This is a genomic window from Thalassospira xianhensis MCCC 1A02616 (assembly GCF_003326475.1).
GTDB lineage: Bacteria > Pseudomonadota > Alphaproteobacteria > Rhodospirillales > Thalassospiraceae > Thalassospira > Thalassospira xianhensis.
In genome coordinates this window covers 19,557-44,667 of record NZ_JPWA01000006.1, presented here as the reverse complement: position 1 = coordinate 44,667, position 25,111 = coordinate 19,557, and the positions used below count along the sequence as shown (strand labels likewise).

Sequence of the window (25,111 nt, the reverse complement as noted above, 5' to 3'; positions counted from 1 at the left end):
TTCCGAAAGGATTTCCGGTGGGCAGGCCTTCTGATTTTCGTAAGTCCCGCTCCCGCATATGGCCGCTTTTTGCGGGTGACCATCCGGGGATCAGATCATTGCGGGCTAAGGCTCCGCAAAATCACGATAAACAGAAATCCTGCAATTCATCAGAATCCTACGATACTTCAGGTTTCAATCAATAGCCTAAAAGTATGATGAATTTCCAAACTTTCGTTTTTCACCTTGATTCAAACCAACATTCGGGGTGCTGTCGAGTTAAATTTTGCGATGCAGCGTAAGTTGTTGCGTTGCAATAATAGTTTTTGCCCGAAAGACGGGGGGAATTCGATTTGAACTATACATTGGTCTAGTATTTTGGGGACTCGAAGCCAGCAAAGAGCCCGACAAAGAAAAACGCTGCTGTCGGGGAAACAGCAGCGTCAAGTGGCGCGGAATAACGAAAGTAATATGCAAGTTACAATTCACAGGACCCGGATCGATGGATGAGGGACGACCGACAGACGGGACAGGGTATGGGTGCGGGGTTGCCTGCCGGTCGTCACCCTGGATGGGAAGTCCATCCGGGTCTCGTAAAAGGTATGAGCTTTGATCAGATCAGACCGCGAAGGGTTTGCGCCATTCCCAGTCCGATCACGAACAGGAAAAATCCGGTGCTTCCGACCACGGCAACCGTGCTGCAAAGCTCGTTCAGGCGGTTCGGATTTTCAAGCAACTTCATCATGGCTGTATCCTCCTCAATCTGTCTGAAGAAACCATAATGATCCTGTTTTGTTCTCGCAAGAACAAAATTAGAACAAAAGCCGATAAAATATATAAGTTATTGATTTTTAATGGAATTTATATGGTCTCAATGTTCTCGTTTTTCGAAGGAAAATGAGAACATTGATGGTGCAGGGCCGGTATCAGGTTGAATGAAACCCGCAGAAAACAACGCTTTTGCACGAGTCTTACGGGATGATGGACCATAGGGGAATGGAAAACAGAACATCATCGCATTCCCGATGTTCTGTCGTACCACGTTGGTGGACTATTCGGCAGCGGATGCCGGAATGGCGGTGCGTCGGTCCGGAACACCGTCTACCTCGCTTGGCAGCGGACGGGCCGGAACGGCACCGATGCGGGCATCGGGCATTGGCGGGTGATCGGGGAACTGGCCGTGAATACGAATGTTCTCGCGATAGTCGCTGGCTGATTTTCCACGATACTGGCGAAAACGCCGGTTGAAGTTCGAAAGATTGCTAAAGCCGTTATTTTCGGCGATCTGATAGATCGGAAGATCGGTGCGCGATAGCTGCACACAGGCCCGCGAAATCCGGTATTCGTTCAGATATTCGACAACACTGCGCCCGGTATAGCGTTTGAACAGCCGGTAAAAGCTGCTTTCACTGACCCCGGCAACATCGGCAAGCGATGAAACCCGAAGCGGTTCAGCATAATGGGCATGAATGAAGGCCAGTGCGCGATCCACCCGGATAGATTCACTGTTTTTTCCGGCTTCGCCGCCGAAATTGGCCGAGGCCAGCGGTTTGTCGATTCCGGCAAGCAATGCTTCAAGCAGTTCGATCATCAGGATGAAACGCTGTCGCGGTTTGGCATCATCAAGATGCGGGCATATTTCCTGAACGCGTGCGATGGCTTTGTCGGTAAAGGAAAGGCCGCGGCGTCCACGGGCAAACAATTCGTGGAAATCGGCAAATTCAACAAAATCCCGTGTCAGGTTTTCCACCCATTCCTGCGACAGCCAAAGCACATAAACCTCTATCGGGCGCGACGGATCAATGCGTTTGCATTCCCAAAGATGGGGCAGGTTGGGGCCAACCATGGCGAAATCCAGCCCGTCAAACGCCTGCCGGTGATCGCCGATCAACCGCGATCCTTTGGCATTCAGCGTCAGGGTCATCTCATATTCGGGATGCTGGTGCCAGTTGCAGCGAAAATCATCCCAGACATAGTGAAAATAGCCCCAGCTATATCCCTGTGGATTTGTGATCCGTTCCTGGATGATCCGCATATCGTCCTACTATTCGTGTCATGATCGCCGCGAATTTGCAGAATAGTATCATCCTTTGAAGGATATGACACTTTGAAAAGGTGCGATCAGGCGTATCCTTTTTCAATCGGGTGGTTCTGTAACAGGCAGTGGGCCCGAATAAAAAGAACAACCAAAAGCAACAACAGCAGCTGCCAAAAGCTGTATGGGAAAACCGATAACATCCTAGGGAGGTCTCAATGACCTTGATGAACAGACTGCTCGCAACCGCGGGCGTTCTTGGCGCAGCTTTCGTGATGGCCAGTTCGGCCAATGCCGCAAAAATTTCTATTTCCTGTGGTGCCGTCGGGCAGGAACTTGCGCTTTGCCAGGAAGGTGTCGATGCATGGGCAAAGCAAACCGGCAACGAAGTCGCGGTGATCTCCACCCCGAATTCCACCACCGAACGACTGGCCCTGTATCAGCAGATTCTTGCCGCCGGATCCTCCGACATCGACGTATTCCAGATTGATGTGATTTGGCCGGGGATCCTTGGCAATCATTTCATCGACCTTAGTGAATATATGGCAGACGAAGCCAAGCAGCATTTCGAGGCCATCGTCACCAACAACACCTTTGAAGACCGTCTGGTCGCGATGCCGTGGTACACGGATGCGGGGGTTCTTTATTACCGCAAGGATTTGCTGGAAAAGTACGGTGAAAATGTTCCCGAAACCTGGGAACAACTGACTGAAACCGCCCGGAAAATCCAGGAAGGCGAACGCAAGGCCGGCAATGACAAGATGTGGGGCCATGTGTTTCAGGGGCGTGCCTATGAAGGCCTGACCTGCAACGCGCTCGAATGGGTGGTTTCGTTTAATGGCGGCTCCGTGGTCGAGCCGAACGGCGATATTTCGATCAATAATGATCAGGCCAAAAAGGCAATTGAGACCGCTTCAAACTGGATTGGCACCATTTCCCCCGAAGGCGTTCTTGGTTATGCCGAGGAAGAGGCGCGCGGTGTGTTCCAGTCGGGGAATTCGGTCTTCATGCGCAACTGGCCCTATGCCTGGGCGCTGGCCAATTCGGCAGACAGCCCGGTCAAGGGCAAGGTCGGTGTTGCTGCCCTGCCCAAGGGAAGCACCGATGGCCGTTCGGCAGCAGCCCTTGGTGGCTGGCAGTTGTCGGTTTCGAAATATTCGGAAAATCCCGAACTGGCGGCTGATCTTGTGAAGTTCCTGACATCTTACGAGGAACAGAAACGTCGCGCGATCAAAGGGTCCTATAACCCGACCATTGCCGACCTTTACAAGGACGAAGAAGTCCTTTCTGCCAACCCGTTCTTTGGCGATCTGTATGAAACATTCACCAGCGCGGCGCCACGTCCGTCGACGGTGACCGGTTCGAAATACAATCAGGTATCAAGCGAATTCTGGCAGGCGGTGCATGCATCCTTGTCTGGATCACAAACCGTCGATCAGGCGATCACCGGGCTTGAACGCAACCTGAAACGTGTGAAGCGTTCCGGCTGGTAAACGGGCCTTGCAGTGCCGGGGGCGATGGTCGCCCGGTACTGCCCCGATCCTGTTTTCGTGCCGGTTTGCTTTGGCCGGTTTGATGGATGGCGGTCATGGCCGATCATCCCCCTTCAAGATCAAGAGCGGTTCCCATGGCGCAAGCTTCGTCCCTGACGCGTGCAAGACGGCGTTCGGCATGGCTGTTTCTAACACCGATGCTGGTCATTCTTGCCTGCGTGGCCGGTTGGCCATTGCTTCGGACTTTCATCTTCGGCTTTACCGATGCCAATCTGTCCGATCTTGGCGGTTACAGTTTCGTCGGGTTTGAAAACTTCTATGCCGTTTATGACGGCGAGAAATTCGGCCTTCTGGCCGACCCGGAATGGTGGCAGGCAGTCTGGAACACGATTTATTTCACCGTGATTTCGGTTTCGCTTGAAACGGTGCTGGGTATCATTGTGGCCCTTGTCCTTAATCAGGAATTCAAGGGGCGCGGTCTGGTTCGGGCAGCGGTTCTGATCCCGTGGGCGATCCCGACGATTGTATCGGCCAAGATGTGGAACTGGATGCTGCATGACCAGTTCGGCATCATCAATGATCTTCTGATGTCGCTGGGGCTGATTGCATCGCCGGTTGCCTGGACGGCCAATCCCGATACGGCAATGGTCGCGGTAATCATGGTCGATGTCTGGAAAACCACGCCGTTCATGGCGCTTCTGACACTGGCAGCCCTTCAGATGCTGCCAAGTGACTGTTATGAAGCCGCCCGTGTCGATGGCATTCATCCGGTCCGGGTGTTTTTCAAGGTGACGTTGCCGCTGATCAAACCGGCATTGATGGTCGCCGTGATCTTCCGTGCCCTTGATGCATTGCGTGTGTTTGACGTGATTTATGTTCTGACGCCGAACAATCCGAACACCATGACCATGTCGGTCTATGCCCGGCAGCTTCTGGTCGATTTTCAGGAAGTCGGATATGGCTCGGCGGCGTCAACACTGCTGTTTCTGGTCATCGCCTTTTCGATCATGGCCTACATGATGATCGGTCGGGTCCGGCTTGACGAGGGGGGACATTAACATGAACCGCAATGTCAAATCCCTGATGATGAAGGCAGGGTTCTATCTTCTGGTGGCGGCCATCGTGATCTTTGCCGTTTTCCCGTTTTACTATGCGATCCTGACCGCGTTCGAAACCGGATCGGCCCTGTTTGACGTCAATTACCTGCCCGAAAGTTTCAGTTTCTCGAACTATCTGTCGGTGTTTGAAGGGCAGCCGTTCGGTCGCAATATCTTCAATTCGATCTTCGTCAGTGTGATGGTTGTTGCCCTGTCGCTTTTGATGGGAGTAACGGCATCCTATGCGCTTGCGCGGGTTAAATTCGCCGGGCGTGGCCTGTTGCTGGTGACGATCCTGTCGGTATCAATGTTCCCGCAGGTCGCCGTGCTGTCGGGCATGTTCGAACTGATCCGGGCCGTCGGGCTTTATAATTCGATGTTCGGGCTGGCAATTTCATACATGATGCTGACCCTGCCATTCACGGTCTGGATCCTGACCGCCTTCATGCGCGAATTGCCGCGCGAGCTTGAAGAAGCCGCTGTGATGGATGGGGCCAGCCCCTGGACCGTGATCACGCGCGTGTTCCTGCCGGTCATGTGGCCTGCCATGGTGACCACCGGGCTTCTGGCTTTCATCATGGCATGGAACGAATTCCTGTTTGCCCTGACCTTTACCCTGACCAATGAACAGCGCACCGTGCCGGTTGCCATCGCCCTGATTTCCGGGGCCAGCCAGTTTGAAATGCCATGGGGCAATATCATGGCGGCATCGGTGATCGTGACGGTCCCCCTGATTGTTTTGGTCCTGATTTTCCAGCGTCGCATCGTGTCCGGCCTGACGGCCGGGGCTGTCAAAGGCTGATGCGGCTTCTCGTCCCACATGACTTAAGGTGACTTAAATGGCTTTGGCCGGAAATCCTGACTGGTGGCGCGGTGGCGTCCTGTATCAAATCTATCCGCGCAGTTTCTTTGATTCGAATGGCGATGGCATTGGTGATCTGCCCGGCATTACCCAGAAACTGGATTACATTGCCGATTTGGGTGTCGATGGCATCTGGCTGTCGCCGTTCTTTACCTCGCCGATGAAGGATTTCGGCTATGACGTAGCGGATTATCGCGATGTCGATCCGATGTTCGGAACCTTGGCCGATTTCGACCATCTGGTTGAAAAGGCGCATTCGCTTGGCCTGCGCGTCACCATTGATCAGGTCCTGTCGCACAGTTCCGATCAGCATGTCTGGTTCAAGGAAAGCCGGTCATCCCGCGATAATCCCAAGGCCGACTGGTATGTCTGGGCCGATCCCAAACCGGATGGCACGCCGCCCAATAACTGGCTGTCGATTTTTGGCGGTTCGGCATGGAAGTTCGATACCACCCGGCAGCAATATTACATGCACAACTTTCTGGTCAGTCAGCCGGACCTGAATTTCCATAACCCGGATGTGCAGGCCCAGTTGCTTGACGATGTGGAATTCTGGCTGCGTCGCGGGGTGGATGGTTTCCGGCTTGATACCGCCAATTTCTATGTCCATGACGCGGAACTGCGCGATAACCCGCCATGGGTTCCGGGCACGCACCGGCCCGAAGGTGCGCCAAAGGAAAATCCCTATACCCGCCAGATGCATGTCTATGACAAAACGCGGCCGGAAAATATCGCGTTCCTGCAAAAACTGCGTGCGGTTCTCGACAAATATCCCGGTGCCACGACGGTCGGTGAAATCGGGTCGGACAATTCGCTGGCGACCATGGCGGAATATACCGCCGGGGGCGACAAGCTTCACATGGCCTATACGATCAATCTGTTGGAAAGCCCGCTTGAAACGCCGTTGATCCGCGGAATGTTGCGCAATGTGTTTGACGTTCTTGGTGATGGCTGGCCGTGCTGGGCAGTGTCTAACCATGATTTTGTCCGGGTTGCGACCCGTTGGGGCAGGGATAAAGGCGGCGATAATGATGCCCGCCTTCGCATGATCCCGGCCCTTTACACCACATTGCGCGGCACACCCTGCATCTATCAGGGGGAGGAACTTGGCCTTGAAGAAGCCGTCGTCCCCTATGAATTTCTGCAGGACCCATACGGGATTGAAATGTGGCCGGAATTCAAGGGGCGCGATGGATGCCGGACCCCGATGCCATGGATGAATGCCAATATCCCCCATGGTGGTTTCACGACAAGCGATACGCCGTGGCTGCCGGTCCCGCAGGATCATAGCGGGCTTGCCGTGGCCGAACAGATGGATGATCCCAATTCATTGCGCAGTTTTTATCGCGATCTTTTGGCCTGGCGCAAAATCCATCCGGAAATCATCGATGGCGATATCGAGATGCTCGATATCGATGACAATGTCATCGCCTATGCCCGGATGGCGGGCGTGGTCCGGACCATCTGCGTGTTCAATACGACACCCGATGCCCGGACCGTGACCTTGCCCGGGCGTTCGGATGCGAATTTCGCCCTTAACAGCGGATCGGTTACCGGCAATCAGCTTTCGCTGCCGGGCTGGGGCTTTTATTTCGGAACGATATAAATCGACAAGTCGAGGGAGGAACCCGCATGTCGGAAGTGGTTCTTAAGCAGGTTAAAAAACGTTTTGGTCCGATCGAAACCATTCACGGTGTCGATCTGAATATCCGCGATGGCGAGTTTTGCGTGTTTGTCGGCCCGTCGGGGTGCGGCAAATCGACCTTGCTGCGCCTGATTGCCGGGCTCGAAGATATTAGCGATGGGGAACTTTCCATTGGCGACGAGGTCGTCAATGACAAGGCACCCAAGGATCGTGGTGTTGCCATGGTGTTTCAGTCCTACGCGCTTTATCCGCATATGACGGTCTATGAAAACATGGCATTCGGCCTTGATCTTGCGAAAAGAACCAAGGACGAACAACGCGAACGCGTGATGGCCGCGGCCAGGGTGCTGCAACTTGAAGAATTGCTGGACCGCAAGCCAAAGGAACTTTCGGGCGGGCAGCGTCAGCGCGTTGCCATTGGCCGGGCGATTGTGCGCAAACCGAAAGTCTTCCTGTTTGATGAACCGTTATCGAACCTGGATGCCGGTTTGCGTGTGCAAATGCGGATCGAATTGACAAAACTTCATGAAAAATTGAAGTCCACGATGATTTATGTGACGCATGATCAGGTCGAAGCCATGACAATGGCTGACAAGATCGTGGTTTTGCGGGCGGGCTCGGTCGAGCAGGTCGGGACCCCGCTTGAACTCTATCATCACCCGCAAAATCAATTTGTTGCGGGCTTCATCGGGTCGCCTAAAATGAACTTTGTTCCGGCGGTTGTGATAGAGGTTTCGCAACAAACTGTTACGGTTAAACTGGATTCCGGTAAAGAGGTGACGCTGCCTGTTGATGGCAGTGGTCTTGACGCCGGAGATCGTGTAACAGTGGGCATCAGACCGGAACATTGCAGCCTTGCCGATCAGGACACGGCATTGCTGTCAGGAACGGTCGAAGTGGTTGAACATCTGGGCGAGGCGGGTCTCGTCTATGTGCAGGCCGGTGGCGATGAACTGTTCGTTGCCCGTGTCACGGGTGATACGGCAATTGTAACAGGATCATCCATTGGCATTCATGCCCGGGTGGAAGATTGCTATCTGTTCGATCAGAACGGACAAGCCAGACGGCGCCTTGATGTGGATAACGAACCGCTCAGAGCCCAGCTGGCAACAGGATAGGCGGTGACGGGGCGAAAACCCGGCGCCTGCCAACACGGTAAATACCGTGGCCCGGTCGTTTGCCAGAGCCCTTCGGGCTCGGGATCCCACCTTTACGACGGGGAGGAAACGAGTGAGAGCAGTTCGCTTGGAAGGCTTAGGGCAAGATGACACAAACGACGACGCAGCGCCAACGGCTGAAGCATCGTATCGCTGATATCGTGATTTTCGGTGGGACCGGAGATTTGGCGTTACGCAAACTTTTCCCCGCACTTTACGAAATGGAACGTACCGGGCGTTTCGATGATTCCACCCGTATTTTCGGCGCCTCGCGCAGCGAACATTCCGATGAAGACTTCCGCGCGAAGCTGGAAGAAGCCGGACAAAAATACATTCCCAAAGGCGAATTTGACGCCAAGGTCTGGAAAAAGTTTGCCGCGCGCATCGCCTATGTTCAGGTTTCCGCCGGGGATGAAACCGGCTTCAAAATCCTGCATGAAAAACTTGCCGATCAGCCGGATCGGGATCGCGTCTATTATTTCTCGACCAGCCCGTCGCTGTTTGCTGATATGGCCTTTAACCTTAAGAAGGCCGGTCTGGTAACGCCGAATTCGCGCGTTGTGCTTGAAAAGCCGCTGGGCCACGATCTTGAAAGCTGCCGTGAAATCAACGGCCAGATCGGTGAAGTCTTCGAAGAACACCAGATTTTCCGTATCGACCATTATCTTGGCAAGGAAACGGTGCAGAACCTTCTGATCCTGCGCTTTGCCAATGCCATGTTCGAACCGCTGTGGAACAGCGCGCATATCGATCATGTGCAGATCACGGTTGGCGAGGAAGTCGGCGTCGAAGGGCGCTGGTCCTATTATGACGATGCCGGTGCGATGCGTGACATGGTTCAGAACCATATGTTGCAGCTTCTCTGCCTTGTCGCGATGGAAGCCCCGCATGTTCTCGATCAGGACGCGGTGCGCGATGAAAAGGTCAAGGTGCTCAAGGCACTGAAACCGATCAATGATTCCAATATCGACAGCGCCACCGTGCGCGGCCAGTACCGCAATGGTGCCGTCGGTGGCAAGGAAGTCCCGGGCTATCTTGAAGAAGAAGGTGCCAATATCGACAGCACCACCGAGACCTTTGTTGCCATCCGGGCCGAACTGAACAACTGGCGCTGGGCCGGGGTGCCGTTCTATCTGCGGACCGGTAAACGCTTGCCGAAACGCCATTCGGAAATTGTCATCCAGTTCCGCGATGTGCCGCATCAGATTTTCCCGCTGGCAAAATCCATGACCAATTATCAGGCCAACCGCCTTGTTCTGCGTTTGCAGCCTGATGACGGCATTCATCTGGTTCTGAATACCAAGAACCCGGGGCCGGGTCTTGTGCGCCTGCGTCCGACCGCGCTGAACCTGTCCTTTGCCGAGGCCTTCGGCGGGCGCAGCCCGGATGCTTACGAGCGTCTTTTGCTGGACGCGATTGATGGCAATAACACGCTGTTCGTGCGTCGCGACGAACAGGATATTGCCTGGCAGTGGGTCGATGCCATTCAGGAAGCATGGCAAAGCAATCACATCACGCCCAAGGGGTATACCTCGGGCACGTGGGGGCCTTCGGCGGCCATTGCGCTGATCGAGCGTGACGGCCGGACCTGGAACGAAGAAGCCGGGTTCTGATGACATGCGGGTCGCCTTGCCTTTTGGTGGGGCGGCCTTGCGTGACGATGAACCGGTTCCCAATTTTCTGGACGAAGACATGACAAACGAACGCATTTTCCAAAGCGGCGATGACATGCTTGCGGCCATGGTCAAGGAAACCGTGGAACGCCTTGAATTCGCCATTGCCACCCGCGGCCATGCCAGCATGGCGGTGGCCGGTGGACGTTTTCCCAAACCGCTCTTTGAAAAACTCTCGGCCGTCAAACTGGATTGGTCGAAAGTCACCGTCACCCTTGGCGATGATCGCTGGGTGGGGCTGGATGACGATCAGTCAAACGAAAAGCTGGTTCGCGATCATTTCCTGATCAATGAAGCCCAGCATGCGCGTTTTGTGTCACTGAAAACCGGTGACGCCAATCCCGAAGACGCAATTTCAACGGTTTCAAGCCGCCTTCGCACCGATCTGAGCTGGCCGCTTGATATCGTGTATCTGGGCATGGGTGATGATGGCCATACGGCATCCCTGTTCCCGTCATCCGCGCCCGATGCCCTGCAAAAGGGACTTTATCCCGCCCATGGCGAACTGGTTGCCGCCGCGCGCCCGACCGTATCCCCGGTCCCGCGCATCAGCATGACTTTGCCCGCCATCCTTAATGCCCGGTATATTGGCATCCATATTACCGGACAATCCAAATGGTCGACCTTTGAAACCGCGAAAAACGGCACCGAGATCGAAGAAATGCCGGTTCGCGCAATCTTGCAGCAGACTGACATCCCCGTCGATCTGTGGTGGAGCGCCGAGAACCCGAAAGGCTGAACCCCATGAAACGTGAATTAGAACAGATTACCAAACGCATCGTCGAACGTTCCAAGCCCACCCGCGAGGCCTATCTGGAACGCATCGAAGCCGCCGCGTCCGACCGTCCGCATCGCTCATCCCTGTCATGCGGCAACCTCGCCCATGCGTCTGCTGGCTGCAGTGCGGCGGACAAGGAACGCATCAATGGTGACGAAGGTGCCAATCTGGGCATCGTGACATCCTATAACGATATGCTGTCCGCCCATCAGCCACTGGGCGTTTATCCCGACCGCATCAAAAAGGCCGTGTTCGAAGCCGGCGCAACCGCACAGGTTGCCGGTGGCGTGCCTGCCATGTGCGATGGCGTGACACAGGGCCGCCCGGGGATGGAACTGTCCCTGTTTTCGCGGGATGTGATTGCGATGTCGACGGCGGTATCGCTGTCGCATGATGTGTTTGATGCGGCGCTTTATCTCGGTGTCTGCGATAAAATCGTACCGGGTCTGGTGATGGGCGCACTTGCCTATGGTCATATCCCGGCGGTGTTTGTCCCGGCCGGTCCGATGCCGTCCGGTTTGCCCAACAATGAAAAGGCCCGCATCCGGCAGCTTTACGCGCAGGGCAAGGTCGGTCGCAAGGAACTGCTCGAAGCGGAAACCGCGTCCTATCACAGCCCGGGGACCTGTACCTTCTATGGTACGGCGAACTCCAACCAGATGCTGATGGAAATCATGGGCCTGCATTTGCCCGGTGCGGCGTTTGTTAACCCAAACACCGATCTGCGTGATGCCCTGACCGAAGAAGCCGCCCGTCGTGCGCTTCAGATCACCAAACTTGGCAATGATTACCGTCCGGTTGGCAAAATTCTCGATGAAAAGGCATTCGTGAACGGCATTATCGGTCTGCTTGCGACCGGTGGGTCGACCAACCATACCCTGCATCTTCCCGCGATGGCACGTGCGGCGGGTATCGAACTTCGCTGGGAAGATTTCGATGAATTGTCGCGTCTGATCCCGCTTCTGTGCCGCGTTTATCCGAACGGGCAGGCCGATGTGAACCATTTCCACGCCGCGGGCGGCATGGGCTTTGTGATCAGCGACCTTTTGAAAAACGGTCTTCTGCATCCCGATCTTCAGACCATCCATACCGGCGGCATGGCGGCCTATGGCACCGAGCCGTATCTGGATAATGGCAAATTGTCGTGGCGTGATGCCCCGGCCACCAGCCATGACGAGGAAATCCTGCGTCCGGCCGAAAAGGCGTTCAGTGCCGATGGCGGCCTTCGCATGCTGGCGGGGAACCTTGGCCGTTCGGTGATCAAGGTATCGGCTGTGAAGCCTGAAAACCGCGTGATCGAAGCCCCGGCTGCGGTCTTTACCTCGCAGGAAGAAATGATGCAGGCGTTCAAGGACGGCAAACTGCATCGCGACGTTGTCTGCGTTGTCCGTTTCCAGGGGGCCAAGGCCAATGGCATGCCGGAACTTCACAAACTGACGCCGCCGCTTGGCGTGTTGCAGGACCTTGGTTACAAGGTCGCCCTTGTCACCGATGGCCGCATGTCGGGCGCATCGGGCAAGGTCCCGGCGGCAATCCATGTCACCCCCGAAGCCATGATGAATGGGCCGATTGCCAAGGTGAAAGACGGCGATATCGTGCGTCTTGATGCCGAAACCGGCGAACTGATCCTGAATGTGACCGAGGCCGAACTGGCCAAGCGTGAATTCGCAACCTTTGATAACAAGGCCGAACATCAGACCGGTTTCGGTCGTGAATTGTTCGGTGTCTTCCGCGAACATGTCGGACTGGCCGAACTGGGTGCCAGTGCGGTGCTTCCGGGGGCAGCCGAGGTCGAGGTAGCATAATGCGGCTGGTTGGTGATATCGGCGGTACCAACGCCCGCTTTGCCTGGATTGACGAAAATGGAAATCCGCAATCACCGATGACATTGCCGGTCCGCGATTATGCGACCATCGGCGATGCCATGCGGGATTTCATGGTGAAAACCGATTGCGCAGATCTGAATGAATTTGCGGTTGCCGTGGCCTGCCCGGCATCCGCAGACATCATCAAATTCACCAATAACCCGTGGGTGTTTTCCAAGGACGCGCTCAAGGCCGAATTTGGTCTTGATCGTCTGGTAGTGGTCAATGATTTTACCGGTCTTGCGATGTCCGTGCCTTATCTTGGCGACGAAGACCTGATCACGCTGTTTGATGGTCCGGGGCGCCCGGGATTGCCATTGGCGGTGATCGGGGCTGGGACCGGGCTTGGCGTTTCGGGGCTTCTGCGCCATGACGATCACTGGATTCCGATCCAGGGCGAAGGCGGCCATGTGTCACTGCCCGCCGTTGATGATCTCGATTATGAAATCGTCAAATTCCTGACGGCTGAGCTGGGCCGTGTGTCGGCCGAACGCATCCTGTCGGGGATGGGGCTTGAAAACCTTTATCGTGCGCTTGCTGCCATTGACGGGATCGACGTGACACCGCTCAGTGCCGCTGAAATCGTTGAAAATGCCATGCAGAAAAATGATCCGCTTTGCCTTAAGGTTCTGGATCGGTTCTGTCTGTTCATGGGCGGGGTGGCCGGTGATCTGGTCCTGACGCTTGGCGCATTTGACGGCGTATTTATCGGTGGCGGTATTGGTCCGCGCATTGCCGACTTTATGAAACAAAGCGGCCTTAAGGATCGCATGATCGCCAAGGGCCGTTTCCATGATTTAATGAATGATGTGCCGGTGCGCCTGATGACGGCGAAATACCCGGCCCTGCTCGGTTGCGCCAAGATTTTGACGGCCTGACCGAAAACTGGAGGATACCTTATGAGCCTTTCGTCACGCGAAATTCTGTCCAAGGCACCGGTCGTGCCGGTTCTGGTGATCGAAGACGTCAATGATGCCGTTCCGCTTGCAAAGGCGCTGGTTGCCGGTGGTTTGCCGGTGCTTGAAATCACGCTGCGCAGTGCCGCGGCCGAAGAAAGCATCCAACGCATCATCGCCGAAGTACCAGATGCGATTACCGGTGCCGGGACCGTGATCAATGCCAAACAGATGGAACGCATGGCCGAAATCGGTTGTGCCTTTGCCGTTTCTCCCGGCCACACCGACGGTCTTCTGAAGGCCGCCAAAGATACCGGCGTTCCGTTGCTCCCCGGTGCTGGCACGCCTTCGGAAATCATGAACCTGATCGATCATGGCTATGACATGCTGAAATTCTTCCCCGCCGAACAGCAGGGTGGTGTTTCGATGCTCAAAGCCCTGTCCGGGCCACTGCCGCAGGTCAAATTCTGCCCGACGGGTGGTGTGTCTCTGGCAAATCTTGGTGATTATCTGGCTCTGCCAAACATCATCACCGTCGGTGGTTCGTGGGTTGCCCCCAAGGACGCGGTCAAGGCCGGTGACTGGGCAACCATCACCCGCCTCGCACAGGAAGCGACCGACAAGGTTGCCGAACTGCGTGGCTGATCGACCCTGATAGACGACTGTAAAAAAGGAGCCCGTAACGGGCTCCTTTTTCATTGGTGGGGCGGGGGATGTTAATCAGACAATGCGTGTAACGCGCCACTGGTTGCCATCAAATGTGCGTTGCAGCCCGACATCGCGAAGCTGATCGTCGCTCAGATGTGCCATCACTTCGCGTTCGTTTTTGCGTTTGCGGGCTTCGGCCGAATAGTTGGTGATCTTGTTGATCAGACGGCCAAACGGCACGCGGTTGGCGATCGGGTCGGTGCGGATGTCAAAGTCCTGTGCTTTGGTCGGGGGCCGATAGGTCATGGTATCCTCCTGATTTCCAAAAGGCCGTATTCTGTCGATGCCCTGATCCTCTCATATGCAAAATAAAACGGGAATTTGGTTGTTTCGCAGATTTAATGTGCAAAAATAAACGGAACTGATGATCTCTGGTCATATGAACTGGTCAAGCACATGAATTGGAACGACCTGCGTTATTTCCTGATCCTTGCCGAGGAAGGCAGCCTTTCAGGGGCTGCCCGGCGGTTGCGCAAGGAACACACCACCGTGGCGCGGCGGATCGAGGCCCTTGAAGATGCCGTGGGAACCAAGCTGTTTGACCGTCTGCCACGCGGCTGGCAATTGACCATCGCCGGGCAGAACCTTGTCCCGGTGGCCGAACGGGTCGAGGCCGAGGCGCTCGGCTTTGAACGGCAGGCCAAAGGGGACGAAGCCGCCCACGGTGTGGTGCGCATATCGGTTCCCCCGGTTGCTGGGCGGGTTTTGTTTGCCCCGCGTCTGGCGCAATTGCTGACGGCACACAAGGGGCTGGAATTTGAAATTATCGGTGCGTCCAACGTCGTCAACCTGGCCCGGCGCGAGGCCGATCTGGCAGTGCGTATGGTCACCCCGCGCGAACCCGGCCTGATCACCCGCAAGCTGGTTGAACTTGGCGTTGGCCTTTATGCCGCACGGGGATATAGCGCACGCGTGCCCGAACAGGATTGGGAATTTTGCGGCTACGAGGATACATCCTATGGGGCGGCCAAAAAGGAATGGGTGCGCAATATTATGGGGCGTGAACTGCCCTGCCGTTTCCGGGCGGACGATACCGAATCCGTGCGTCAGTTCATCGCCGCCGGGCATGGGGTGGGGGTGTTGCCGCGCTATCTGGCGGACGGGGACGAACGGCTTGAACTGATCCGGGCCGATACGACGGGCGAAAGCCGCGAAACCGCATGGCTGGTTGTGCATCCCGATATGCGCCGGTCCCCCGGTGTACGACTTGTCATGGATGCGCTGATCAAGGCTGCCGACAGCATTTCGGCAGAATTTCAGGTGTGAAAAACAAAAAGAGACCCCGTGCTGTGTATCTGCGCGGGATCTCTTTTGCTGCCTGAGGGAGGCATATCAAAGCGTGTCGATTGCCAGAATGAAAGGGTCAGGAACCCTGATCAGGCACCGCCTTGAATCTTTTAATAATTGTCGCGGGATACATACCCGCTTTCACTGCGTTCCAGTCCGATATCGCACAGTTGATGATCCGACAGCCGGTTCAGTGCCACGCGGCTTTGATGGCGTTTGTACGCGGCCAGCAGGACATCAATCGCAGTCGTCGCAATTTGCGAGACGGTGGGGCGCGAGGGGCGGTTCAGCCGGGCATTGGCATCGCATTCGATATGATGGGAGACGGCCATGTCGAAATCTCCTTGTTCGGGGGCTCGTTTGATATGGCCTGATCATGACATGCGCATAAATCTCATGTAATTCCGATAAAATGCGCTATGATTGTGCAAATTTGCGCAATCCGGGATGGGGCATCATGAACTGGAACGATCTGCGATATTTTGTCGTGTTGGCAGGTGAAGGCACGCTTTCCGGTGCCGCCCGAAAACTCGGCAAGGATCACACCACGGTCGCAAGGCGGATCGACGCCCTTGAACAGGATGTCGGGGCGCGGCTGTTTGACCGGCTTGGAACGGGATGGTCATTGACCGATGCCGGTGAAAATCTTGTGCCGGTTGCTACAAAGATCGAGGAAGACGTCCTTGCCTTCGAGCGTCAGGCGCGTGGTGATGAAACCGCGCATGGTGTAGTGCGTATCGCGGTTCCGCCGCTGGCAGGGAGGATATTGTTTGCGCCGCGCCTTGCCGAACTTCTGAAAGATCAGCGTCATCTGGAATATGAAATCCTTGGCTCCAGCGTAATTGCCAATCTGGCACGGCGGGAGGCCGACGTGGCGGTACGCATGGCAACTCCGGATCAAAGCGGGCTGATTGCACGCAAGCTGACCAACTTGCGCCATGCGGTTTACGCCATGCGGGGCTATACCGCCACTGTGCCGGAAAAGGATTGGGAATTTTGTGCCGACGGACGCAACACCTTTGGGGATTACAAGCAGGGTTGGGTATGGGAACAGCTTAACCGCAAATTGCCGATGCGGGTCAGATCGGACGATACCCATACCGTGCTGGCCTTTGTTGCCGCGGGATACGGGCTTGGCCTTCTGCCACGTTATCTGGCGGACGAGGATGACAGGCTGGAACTTGTCACCGATGATGTGACCAATGAACTCCGCAAGCCGGTCTGGCTGGTCGTGCATCCCGATATTCGCCGCTCGCCCGCGGTGCGGATGGTGATGGATGCCCTGATCAAGGCAACCGAAGCCATTCCAGACCGGTATAAATGCTGATGGGTAAAGGTTTTTCTGATCGGATAACTGATCAACCTTGCCAATCTGCACGTATCAATGAATGGCTCGGGATCAATCATCCCGGAAATGGTACATTGGCACGTCGCAGGATCGCGGCGGGCGATAATTGGCGGATGGCATGGGGACATCAACCCGGGATCTGGAACAGTTTCTTGCACGTGCGGCCGACGGCGATATGGACGCCTTCGGGCATCTTTATCATGCGACATCGGCGAAACTTTTCGGCATTGTCCTGCGTATCTTGAAAAACAGGGCCCAAAGCGAAGATATCCTGCAGGAAATCTATGTGCGGGTCTGGGAACGTGCCGGTGATTTCGAACCGGGCCGTGCGTCGATCATCACCTGGATGGCAACGATTGCGCGTAACCGGGCGATTGACGCGCTGCGCTGTGACAAACGTCATGACGCGGTGGTTGATGACTTCGATATCGATCAACTGGCCGATCACGATGATCTGTCGGTTGCCGATGAGGCCGAACGCAATGATGACCTGCGCCAGCTTGAAATCTGCCTTGGCGGGCTTGATGATGATCGCCGCACAATGGTCAGGCTGGCCTATCTGGACGGATTTTCGCGTGCCGAACTGGCAGAACGGTTTGCCCAGCCGGTCGGCACGATCAAGACATGGCTGCATCGTAGCCTGAAACAATTGAAGGAATGCCTCGGATCATGACCGACCGGGAAGATATCGACATGCTGGCCGCGGAATATGTGTTGGGAACACTTGATCCCGACATGCGCCGCATTGTCGATGAACGCCGGTCGCACGAGGATGATCTGAATGCCGCGATTGCTGATTGGGAAAAACGCCTGTCGCCATTAAACGGGCATTACCGCGATGAAATGCCGTCGCGCGACCTGTTCCCGGCCATTCGCGCCCGTATTGAAGGCGCACGCGCGCAGGCGGATAATATTGTCGAAATCGATCTGCTGAAACGCAAGCTTGCCCGCTGGCGGATCGGGACATTTGCCACCGGTGCACTGGCGGCAAGCCTGATGGTGGCGGTTCTGGTATCGGATTTTGCCAGCCCGGTTCAGGACCGGCAATTTGTCGCCGTCTTCCACCGTGACGATACCCAGCCCGCCTTTGTCATGAGTATCGATCTTGATACCCGTGCCGTGATCATCCGCCCGGTATCCGCGACCCTTCCCGAAGGCAAGACCTATCAGCTATGGATCGCATCCGATCAATTGGGCCCGGCACCAAAATCGCTGGGGCTGCTTGAAAACGCATCCGTGCCGACAACACGGTCGCTGGGGGAATTTGATCCGGCCCTGCTGCGCAATGCGACTTTTGGCATCAGTCTGGAACCCGAAGGCGGATCGCCAACCGGGCGTCCGACGGGGCCTGCCATTCATGGCCGCCTGATCCCGGTCAAACACTGATTTCAAAAAAAAGTTTCCCGATCTGAAACCCGGCCGGTCTGGCCCGCGTAGCTTCGATGCGCGCAACAAAGCGCGACACGAGCGGACGGCAGACAAACAGCCCGTCCCGGTTCAACAGACAAGGAGACTTCAAATGCTGGTGACCAAAAAGATGTTCGGTATTCTCGGCGGGGCGCTGATGGCCGGTGCCCTGACTGCCGCCATTCCGACGGCTGCCAATGCCATGGGGCCGATGGTCGATGCGATGGATCAGGATGTTTCGGGCGGAACCGTCAGTGCATCAAAAATCATGGCCGACGAAAATGGCTGGCTGGTGGTGCATCGCACCGATTCCGCGATGAAGCCGGGCCCGGTTGTCGGTTATGCGCCGCTGAAAAAGGGTGAGAACATGGATGTTACCGCCATCCTGCAGGAACCGGTCAAATCCGGTGAAATGCTGATGCTGATGATCCATTCCGAACAGGGCGGTATGAAAACCGGCTATTTCGAATACACGCTGGGTGCCAAGGAAGACGGCCCGATCAAGCCGGATGGCAAACTGGTGATGAAAGTCGTGACCGCCGAATAATCGGGTTGGTCCTTTAAATCAAACGGCCCGCAGGCAATCTTGCGGGCCGTTATCTTTTACAGCCAGCCAAGCTGCCGGGCCGCCGAAAGCAGCAGCAACAAGCCAAAAAGGGTAATCAGCGCGGCACCTGTCAGGCCGACCCCGCGGCGCAGCCAACCGGACGTGCTTTCCGAAACACTGAAAAGATGCTGGGTGCCGGTCCGAATGCCGATGGCCGCCAACCCGATCAAACTGATGGTCAGCGCCACACCGACAGCCATGGCAAAGGCCGAGGCAATCCCGATCAGGAACAATCCGTTTGCCAGCGTAAACAGCAGCACCAGTATCGACCCGGTGCAGGGACGCAGGCCGACCACAATCCCGCCCGCAATCATCTGCCAGCGGGACTTGGTGATGGCGTGGCCATGGTTATGCTCATGCTCATGCTCATGCTCATGCTCATGCTCATGCTCATGCTCATGCTTGTGATGCTGATGGTCTGCATGATCATGTTCGTGATCGTGGTCATGATGATGTGCGTGGTCATGTGCATGGTGGTGATGGTGATGGTCATGCCCGCCGTGATCGCAACAATCATCACGTCCCTGCAAAATACGGATACACATCAATCCGCCCAGCCCGGCAATCAGTGCATAGGACACGGCTTCCAGAACCAGCCCGTTCTGGGTAATCGCCGCCGGTCCAAGATTAAGGATCAGGGTCAGCGACCCGACAAGAACAATGGCCGTCACCGCCTGAACGCCGGCAATCAGGCTGCCCATGGCAACACCCTGTTTCCATCCGGCATCACGCGACAGGAAATAGGTGGTTGTGACCATCTTGCCATGGCCGGGGCCTGCGGCATGAAACACGCCATAGGCGAATGAAAGCGCGATAATAGTCAGTCCCGGCCACCATGCATCGCCGGTTTTGGCACTGCGCAATGTGGCGGTCATTTGCCGGTTAAGCTGCGTCTGGATCACCACCACCTGACCGACAATATCCGATAGCCATCCCGGCAGGCTGATCAGGCTCTCGCCGTCATTTTGTGTCGTCTGATCGGGAGTATTCGGAGCCTGCTCGCTGCTTGTGCCGCGGCCCAGAAGGTTACTGGCTTGTGCTGCGGCCTGATTGCTCGGCAGAAACGAAATCGCCAGCAGAAAGGCCATGATCAGAACCGGCATCCGCAACCTCGTTCTGGCAGGCAAGGTCGGCGCGTATTGGCGAAACCAGATCAAAATAGATGCGGTTCTTTTCATCTTCGCTCATTTCATAGTGGCATTTGAGATGGCGGTTACCCTTGAACAGGATCGGATCAACCTGGGTAAAGGCAACATCAATATAGAATTCCGCATCATATACCGACAGGGCAACGGCATCTTTTATCGGGTCAAGCGGCTCTTTAAGCGTCAGGGTGAAATCGTAACTCACCCGACGGTCATCGGTAATATCGGCCTTGAAGTCCGTTGCCCCGGCAAAGGTCACAAGCTCCTCGTTCCGGCGCAGATGCGTCAGCCATGAAACTTCGGAAAGCAATGCAAACGCATTGTCGTGAACATCGGTGTTTTCTTCATCAAAGAACCGCAAATCATGATTTTTGTCGAACTGGTCAATCAGTGTCAGGCTGAACAGATCATCAAACACCCAATGCAGCCGGATTGCGGTGATTTTGTCGTCTTCAAAAATCATCTGCGCATCTGCATCGATCCAGACATGCGGATGGGCCGATGCCGGCACGCCTGATCCGGCCCACAGGACGGATGCAAGCATACCGGCAACAAACGTCTTAGGACTGCGACAGGCAGTCAACCAGTGCTTCCACATTCTGGCGAAGGATGTTCTGATAGGCATCCGGTCCTGCCGGAAGGTCCGCCCCCAGCGGGTCAAGCGTTCCGATATGCGCGCCTGTATCGGCAACCACAGCCTCGACGATGGCCGGGCGGAATTGCGGTTCGGCAAAGACGCAGACGGCATTGCTGTCGCGGATTTTGTCTTCGATCTCATGCAGGCGCTTTGCTCCGGGTTTCTGTTCCGGTGAAACAGTGATCGAACCAACCGCATTCAGGCCAAATCCCGCTTCGAGATACTGATAGGCATCATGGAAAACGACGAACGGCTTGCTGCGCACCGGTGCGAGCTGGCTGTCCAGATCATTCCCAAGTGCATCAAGGCTTGCAAGGAACTTTTTCAGATTGTCCTGATAGGTGCCTGCGTGATCCGGGTCGATTTCACCCAGTTCGGCGGCAATCGCCTTTGCGATAGACGCACCATTGGCCGGATCAAGCCAAAGATGGGCATCAATACCGTCTTCATCATGGTGGTGATCTTCTTCACCTTCATGGGCGTGATCATGATCGTGATCGTGCTCTTCGGCATGGGCGTGCTCGTCATGGCCATGCTCATCATGACCATGCTCGTCATGATGTTCGTCTTCATGGTCCTCGTGATCATGTCCTTCGTGATCATGGCTATGCGATTCCCATGCGCCACCTTCGCGCATCGCCCGGACGGTCAGACCATCAATATCGGCCAGTTCAAGCTGATGCGCATCGCCCGAAAGGGTCGCCAGCGGTTTTTTAAGGAACCCTTCAAGAGCATGCGACACATAGATAACCAAATCGGCTTCCTGAAGCGATCTGGCTTCGCTGGGGCGCAGCGAATAGGCATGGGGTGACGATGCACCATCAATCAGAAGAACCGGTTCACCGACACCCTGCATGATCGCACTGACAATGCCGTGGATCGGTTTGATCGATACGACGACCGATGGATTCTCGGCTGCCTGTACCCCATAGGGCAGGGCAAGCAACGGCAGGGCAAGCAGGGCGCGACGAAGGGCAGAAATTGGCATGGCATCAATCCGGTTCGAAACGGGGGAATGGCTATTGGTGAGGTATTATTTGTTATGTTATATCATAACGATTCGTCAAGCGATAAATCCCCTCGTGATCCGGTTATGCCTGTTTGAACCTAATAGGGATTTTTGTTTGATCCCGATAAGCGAGTTTCGTCTCCGTAACGAAAAATCCGCATCCGTAGTTGAGTTCGGGTTTTTGGCGGATTTCGGCGCGAAACCAACGTTGGGGAATGGAAATGATATAAACGGGTCTGCACGATCAGACCCGCACACCCTTGCCGAGCTTTTTCTCGATCCGGCTTTGGATGAATTCGAAAATCCCCGAAAGCGCCCAGTAAATCAGTGCTGCTGAAATCAGCATTTCCATATATTTGAACTCGGACCGGCCATGGGTCCGCGCCAGATACATCAGCTCCCATACGCCCATCACGGACACCAGGGACGAATCTTTCAGCATCGAAATGAACTGGTTGCCGGTCGGCGGGATCACCAGCCGCAAGGCCTGTGGCAGGATCACCAGCCGCATGACCTGATAGGGTTTAAGCCCGAGTGACAGCGCGGCCTCGGTCTGGCCTTCGGGAACGCCTTCGATGCCTGCCCGGAAAATCTCGGCCATATAGGCCCCGTAACATAGCGACAGGGCGATGATCCCGGCCGGGACGGCGGAAAGAACGATGCCGACCTGCGGCAGGCCCAGATAAATCAGCATGACTTGAAGTAACAGTGGTGTTCCGCGAAAGAACGATGTGTAAAAGGTCGAAATGCCATAAAACACGCCGTTCTTCGATAAACGCCCAAGGGCTGCTGCCAGGGCCAGCACTGTCGCGCAAAAGATCGACACCAGCGAGATGAAAAGTGTCAGCACCGCACCCTGAAGAAATTCGCCTTCAAGCCTGAGTCCGAGCAGGAAGGGCAGGCGCGAGCCGATGAAATCAAAGCTGAGATCAAAGCTGTAAAAGAACAGGGCAAAACCCAAAAGCAGTTCCGCCCAGATGATCGTGGTCTGGACCCGGAAGGGCAGATTATGCAGCAGCCGAAAATTCAGCCAGATCACCCCGCCCATCACGAGGGCCACGATGACATCGCCAATCATGTTATCCATGCCGATCCAGATGCCCGGCTGGGCCGCCATCAGGATCACGCCGCAAATCCCCGAAAATAGCCCAAGCGGCCAGCCGGGGCCGGCATTCGTTCGGGGGCGGGATGCGTTTTCAGGCAGGGGCGTGGTCATCGGCGCTGACATTTTCATGAAATTGTATAAAACTGCGTCAGAACTACACAAAAAGAGAGTTTTAGGAAATGGGCTTTCACAAAACCGGGATGTTTCTGGCCGGGGTCACCTTTGCGATCATGCCGCTTGCCAACGGGATGGCGGGCGAAACCCTCGATCGCGTGATGGAAACCAGAACGCTGGTCGGTGCGACGGCCGATGGCTATCCACCTGTTGCCTTTACCGATGAAAACAATCAGCTAACCGGTTTTGATGTCGAAGTCGCGCGTGAAATCGCCAAACGGCTTGGCGCGGAATTCAAACCGGTGACGCCCGCCTGGGAGGCACAGGTTGCCGGACGCTGGGCCGGGCGGTGGGATATCGCGGTCGGTTCGATGACCCCGACAACAGCACGCGCCGACGTTCTCGATTTCCCGGCGGTCTATTATTACACCCCGGCAATTCTGGTCGCGCACAAGGACAACACAACCTATCAGTCCGCATCCGATCTGGATGGCAAGGTGGTCGGCGCCTGTGCCGCCTGTTCGTATGAAGATTACCTGCGCAAGAACCTTGTGATGGATGTCGAAGGCGTGCCGCCCTTCGAATACGAAGTCACACCGGGCCGTATCCAGACCTATGAGTCGGACGGCATGGCTTTTGATGATCTGCGTCTGGGCGATGGTGTGCGCATTGATGCGGTTCTGTCCAACGTACCAACAGTAACCGCCGCGATTGAAAACGGGATGCCGTTTCGCATGGTGGGCGAGCCGCTGGTCTATGAACCGCTCGCCATCGCAACCGACAAGGGGGATGCGGAATTCAATGCCAAAATCACCGAAATCGTCGATGCCATGCGGGCAGACGGAACGCTAAGCGCCCTTTCGGAAAAATGGTTCGGGATTGATCTGACCACGGTGAAATAGCCGATCCGACCGCCCGGTCAACAAAGCCGCCCGCAATCACCCGCAATCAAAAGTCCGGGCGGCTTTTTGCTATAACGGCTCAGGACGGCGTCATGCCCTTCAACCAGGGCAGGAACCCATCGAGAAACCTTGTGGTCGCGGGCATGAAATGGCTGCCGTGATGGTACATCGGGTCGAGCGTGGTGACGATCATCCGGCCCGACGTGGTGACCGTATCGTCATAAAGAACCGATCCCAGATCACCGACATCGATCAGCGATACCGCACCATCGGGCACGATAAGATGTCCGTGATGATGCCACGTCGCATCCGCCAGCGTGATGTGATCAAACAATGGGTGATCAGGCGCGGTTACGTGAAGGCCAAGGCTGCCGCCTTCTTTCCACCACCAGAAATTGGTCGGGGTGAAATGCCATTCGATCCCCGAAATCCATTCCGCCGGTCCGGTCGATCCCATGATCACAAGCGTCCTGCCGCTTTCAAGGAACTGCCTGAATTTTTCACGATGCGGCCGCAACACGGACGGATCGGTACGGCATGACACAATCAGCGTGTCATAATCCTCAAGCACCGTATCGCCAAGTTCACGGGTATAGATCACACCATCGAAAAAGTCGCGATAGCGCGGTTCGTAAAGCGTTCTGTGGTGGTAATAGGTCCCGCCATCAAGGGCTGCGATCCTGCTGGTCATAATGCGCCTCCCTGTCCGTTATCATCTCCCCCGGCCCATCGGCAAAGCTGCGGCACGATCCGTGCGGTGCTGTCCCCTGATCCGGCATACATCCATAAATCATTGCCTGCATGCATCAGGATGCGCCCGCCCTCCGGGCGATGATAAACCCAGTCACACGGCAGCCGGTCCGGACCAACCCCTTGCAGGGCAATCGCCCCTTTGGGCGGCGGGTTGTAACCCCGGGCATAAAACCCCGCCACACCGCGCCGGAATGTCAGGTGCTGCGTATCCACGCCTTCGAAAACCGGGTGATCGGCAAGACGATGAATGATCAGGTTTTCAAGCGACTGGCTTTCAAGCGGAACAAAAGTCTGGAATTCCGGCAACATCGGCCATGCGACATGCCCGTTAAACACAAGCGTCCCGCCCTGGGTAAGGAACCCCTCGATCTTCGTCGTCAGCGTCCCGAAAAAACGCTGATCAAGATGGGCTGGCAACATCAGGGCGGCATAGGGCGAAAGATCGATATCCGTCAGGTCGTAATGATCGATCTGTGCTATGTCGGGCGCATGATCACCCACATCGGGCAAATCATCCCCGGCCCCCTTGATCGGATTTATAAACAGGCAAAGTCCCATGGCTGTTTCCCGCAAGATAACCGTGCAAAATCCCGTCCCCGGCGATAATGC

The 25,111-nt window shown here is 55.8% G+C and carries 26 protein-coding genes; 16 read left to right on the top strand and 10 right to left on the bottom strand.

From position 1 onward, the window contains the following. Window positions 1-592 precede the first annotated feature (592 nt). Window positions 593-724 carry a hypothetical protein gene (locus tag TH5_RS26045; protein WP_255356831.1) on the bottom strand — a complete coding sequence of 44 codons (132 nt, stop codon included), beginning with the start codon at window positions 722-724 and terminating at the stop codon, window positions 593-595. 306 nt (window positions 725-1,030) lie between these two features. Further along, window positions 1,031-2,014, bottom strand: coding sequence for an AraC family transcriptional regulator (locus TH5_RS06955; protein ID WP_114121250.1), 984 nt, complete (start codon window positions 2,012-2,014; stop codon window positions 1,031-1,033). A 218-nt stretch (window positions 2,015-2,232) separates the two neighbouring features. Between TH5_RS06955 and TH5_RS06950 the strand changes: the two genes are divergently transcribed. From TH5_RS06950 to TH5_RS06905, 10 genes are all read left to right on the top strand, one after another. Continuing rightward, a complete protein-coding gene (locus TH5_RS06950; protein ID WP_208638413.1) occupies window positions 2,233-3,507 on the top strand; it encodes an ABC transporter substrate-binding protein in 1,275 nt (424 codons plus the stop codon). 134 nt (window positions 3,508-3,641) lie between these two features. Beyond that, window positions 3,642-4,565 (top strand): carbohydrate ABC transporter permease, encoded by a 924-nt coding sequence (locus tag TH5_RS06945; protein ID WP_114121249.1) that lies wholly within the window; start codon window positions 3,642-3,644, stop codon window positions 4,563-4,565. 1 nt (window position 4,566) lies between these two features. Further along, window positions 4,567-5,406: a carbohydrate ABC transporter permease gene (locus tag TH5_RS06940; protein WP_062952569.1), complete on the top strand. Its 840-nt coding sequence runs from the start codon at window positions 4,567-4,569 to the stop codon at window positions 5,404-5,406. 37 nt (window positions 5,407-5,443) lie between these two features. Further along, complete coding sequence (locus TH5_RS06935; protein WP_114121248.1) at window positions 5,444-7,072, top strand: alpha-glucosidase; 1,629 nt, start codon at window positions 5,444-5,446, stop codon at window positions 7,070-7,072. Window positions 7,073-7,098: 26 nt separating this feature from the next. Further along, window positions 7,099-8,229, top strand: coding sequence for an ABC transporter ATP-binding protein (locus TH5_RS06930; protein WP_114121247.1), 1,131 nt, complete (start codon window positions 7,099-7,101; stop codon window positions 8,227-8,229). Window positions 8,230-8,375: 146 nt separating this feature from the next. Further along, a complete protein-coding gene (zwf, locus tag TH5_RS06925; protein ID WP_114121246.1) occupies window positions 8,376-9,881 on the top strand; it encodes a glucose-6-phosphate dehydrogenase in 1,506 nt (501 codons plus the stop codon). 4 nt (window positions 9,882-9,885) lie between these two features. Continuing rightward, window positions 9,886-10,680, top strand: coding sequence for a 6-phosphogluconolactonase (gene pgl, locus TH5_RS06920; RefSeq protein WP_114121245.1), 795 nt, complete (start codon window positions 9,886-9,888; stop codon window positions 10,678-10,680). 5 nt (window positions 10,681-10,685) lie between these two features. Then, on the top strand, window positions 10,686-12,524 hold the full coding sequence (gene edd, locus TH5_RS06915) for a phosphogluconate dehydratase (protein WP_114121339.1): 1,839 nt from the start codon (window positions 10,686-10,688) through the stop codon (window positions 12,522-12,524). Next, window positions 12,524-13,462, top strand: a complete 939-nt coding sequence (glk, locus tag TH5_RS06910; RefSeq protein WP_114121244.1) for a glucokinase — start codon at window positions 12,524-12,526, stop codon at window positions 13,460-13,462. The genes edd and glk overlap by 1 nt, the downstream gene beginning before the upstream one ends. 21 nt (window positions 13,463-13,483) lie before the next feature. Next, entirely contained in the window at window positions 13,484-14,125 is a 642-nt protein-coding gene (locus TH5_RS06905) for a bifunctional 4-hydroxy-2-oxoglutarate aldolase/2-dehydro-3-deoxy-phosphogluconate aldolase (protein WP_085641718.1), read from the top strand. A gap of 75 nt (window positions 14,126-14,200) precedes the next feature. Here the strand turns inward: TH5_RS06905 and TH5_RS06900 are convergent, their stop codons facing one another. Next, complete coding sequence (locus TH5_RS06900; protein WP_114121243.1) at window positions 14,201-14,434, bottom strand: hypothetical protein; 234 nt, start codon at window positions 14,432-14,434, stop codon at window positions 14,201-14,203. A 150-nt stretch (window positions 14,435-14,584) separates the two neighbouring features. On the opposite strand from TH5_RS06900, the gene TH5_RS06895 reads away from it, so the two are divergent. Continuing rightward, entirely contained in the window at window positions 14,585-15,454 is an 870-nt protein-coding gene (locus TH5_RS06895; protein WP_114121242.1) for a LysR family transcriptional regulator, read from the top strand. Between the two features lie 131 nt (window positions 15,455-15,585). On the opposite strand, the gene TH5_RS06890 is transcribed toward TH5_RS06895, so the two are convergent. Then, complete coding sequence (locus TH5_RS06890) at window positions 15,586-15,807, bottom strand: DUF1127 domain-containing protein (protein ID WP_114121241.1); 222 nt, start codon at window positions 15,805-15,807, stop codon at window positions 15,586-15,588. Window positions 15,808-15,932: 125 nt separating this feature from the next. Between TH5_RS06890 and TH5_RS06885 the strand changes: the two genes are divergently transcribed. The 4 genes from TH5_RS06885 to TH5_RS06870 all read left to right on the top strand — a co-directional run bounded on the left by TH5_RS06885 (window position 15,933) and on the right by TH5_RS06870 (window position 18,777). Continuing rightward, window positions 15,933-16,802: a LysR family transcriptional regulator gene (locus tag TH5_RS06885; RefSeq protein WP_114121338.1), complete on the top strand. Its 870-nt coding sequence runs from the start codon at window positions 15,933-15,935 to the stop codon at window positions 16,800-16,802. A gap of 139 nt (window positions 16,803-16,941) precedes the next feature. Beyond that, complete coding sequence (locus tag TH5_RS06880) at window positions 16,942-17,496, top strand: sigma-70 family RNA polymerase sigma factor (protein ID WP_114121240.1); 555 nt, start codon at window positions 16,942-16,944, stop codon at window positions 17,494-17,496. Further along, entirely contained in the window at window positions 17,493-18,209 is a 717-nt protein-coding gene (locus TH5_RS06875) for an anti-sigma factor (protein ID WP_114121239.1), read from the top strand. Before TH5_RS06880 ends, TH5_RS06875 begins: the two co-directional genes overlap by 4 nt. Before the next feature lie 133 nt (window positions 18,210-18,342). Beyond that, complete coding sequence (locus TH5_RS06870) at window positions 18,343-18,777, top strand: DUF7282 domain-containing protein (protein WP_097050751.1); 435 nt, start codon at window positions 18,343-18,345, stop codon at window positions 18,775-18,777. Between the two features lie 56 nt (window positions 18,778-18,833). Here TH5_RS06870 and TH5_RS06865 read toward each other — a convergent pair whose 3' ends face one another. The 4 genes from TH5_RS06865 to TH5_RS06850 all read right to left on the bottom strand — a co-directional run bounded on the left by TH5_RS06865 (window position 18,834) and on the right by TH5_RS06850 (window position 22,844). Next, window positions 18,834-19,940 (bottom strand): nickel/cobalt transporter, encoded by a 1,107-nt coding sequence (locus tag TH5_RS06865; RefSeq protein WP_244204843.1) that lies wholly within the window; start codon window positions 19,938-19,940, stop codon window positions 18,834-18,836. Beyond that, on the bottom strand, window positions 19,864-20,526 hold the full coding sequence (locus TH5_RS06860; protein WP_114121237.1) for a DUF1007 family protein: 663 nt from the start codon (window positions 20,524-20,526) through the stop codon (window positions 19,864-19,866). The genes TH5_RS06865 and TH5_RS06860 overlap by 77 nt, the downstream gene beginning before the upstream one ends. Window positions 20,527-20,542: 16 nt before the next feature. Continuing rightward, complete coding sequence (locus TH5_RS06855; RefSeq protein ID WP_114121236.1) at window positions 20,543-21,607, bottom strand: zinc ABC transporter substrate-binding protein; 1,065 nt, start codon at window positions 21,605-21,607, stop codon at window positions 20,543-20,545. Between the two features lie 265 nt (window positions 21,608-21,872). Continuing rightward, window positions 21,873-22,844 (bottom strand): amino acid ABC transporter permease, encoded by a 972-nt coding sequence (locus tag TH5_RS06850; protein ID WP_244204842.1) that lies wholly within the window; start codon window positions 22,842-22,844, stop codon window positions 21,873-21,875. 68 nt (window positions 22,845-22,912) lie between these two features. Here TH5_RS06850 and TH5_RS06845 point away from each other — a divergent pair, with 68 nt between their 5' ends. After that, window positions 22,913-23,749 (top strand): transporter substrate-binding domain-containing protein, encoded by an 837-nt coding sequence (locus TH5_RS06845; RefSeq protein ID WP_114121234.1) that lies wholly within the window; start codon window positions 22,913-22,915, stop codon window positions 23,747-23,749. Window positions 23,750-23,828: 79 nt separating this feature from the next. Here the strand turns inward: TH5_RS06845 and TH5_RS06840 are convergent, their stop codons facing one another. After that, on the bottom strand, window positions 23,829-24,440 hold the full coding sequence (locus tag TH5_RS06840; RefSeq protein ID WP_114121233.1) for a hypothetical protein: 612 nt from the start codon (window positions 24,438-24,440) through the stop codon (window positions 23,829-23,831). After that, on the bottom strand, window positions 24,437-25,060 hold the full coding sequence (locus TH5_RS06835; RefSeq protein WP_167443482.1) for a hypothetical protein: 624 nt from the start codon (window positions 25,058-25,060) through the stop codon (window positions 24,437-24,439). Before TH5_RS06835 ends, TH5_RS06840 begins: the two co-directional genes overlap by 4 nt. Window positions 25,061-25,111 lie beyond the last annotated feature (51 nt).